The organism is Aromatoleum diolicum (assembly GCF_012910955.1).
In the GTDB taxonomy this organism is placed as follows: domain Bacteria; phylum Pseudomonadota; class Gammaproteobacteria; order Burkholderiales; family Rhodocyclaceae; genus Aromatoleum; species Aromatoleum diolicum.
On record NZ_WTVQ01000123.1, the window covers coordinates 1 to 512 of the forward strand.

Consider the following 512-nt stretch of genomic DNA (forward strand, 5'->3'; position numbering starts at 1 on the left):
GGCGGCAACGGCAACGACACCCTCGACGGCGGCAGCGGCAACGACTACCTCGACGGCGGCTACGGCGCCGACACCTACGTCCTCAACCGCGGCACCGGACAGGACCGCATCAGTGAATACGACGGCCAGAGCGCCATCGACACCATCACCTTCGGCGCCGACATCACCCCCGCCGACGTGAGCCTGGTGCGCACCGGCAACAACAACGGCAGCCTCAAGGTCGTCCTCAACGGCACCGACGACAGCCTCACCGTCCTCAACTGGTTCGAGAACCCCGTCTACCGCGTCGAACAGATCGTCTTCGCCGACGGCACCGTCTGGGATACCTCCGTCCTCGCCGCCGCACCCTGGGAAGTCCTCACCGACCCCATCGTCGGCACCGACTACAGCGAGAGCATCAGCGGACGCAACGGCGGCGACGAGGTCATCGAGGCCCGTGCCGGCAACGACTACCTCTACGGCCTCGACGGCAATGACGTGCTGCGCGGCGAAGCCGGCACCGACAGCCTCTA

Annotated in this window: 1 protein-coding gene; it reads left to right on the top strand. The window is 67.2% G+C overall.

Translation table 11 applies throughout. The features are described 5' to 3' along the window. The coding region (locus GPA25_RS23690; RefSeq protein WP_281357764.1) for a calcium-binding protein at positions 1-512 on the top strand (512 nt) is incomplete at both ends.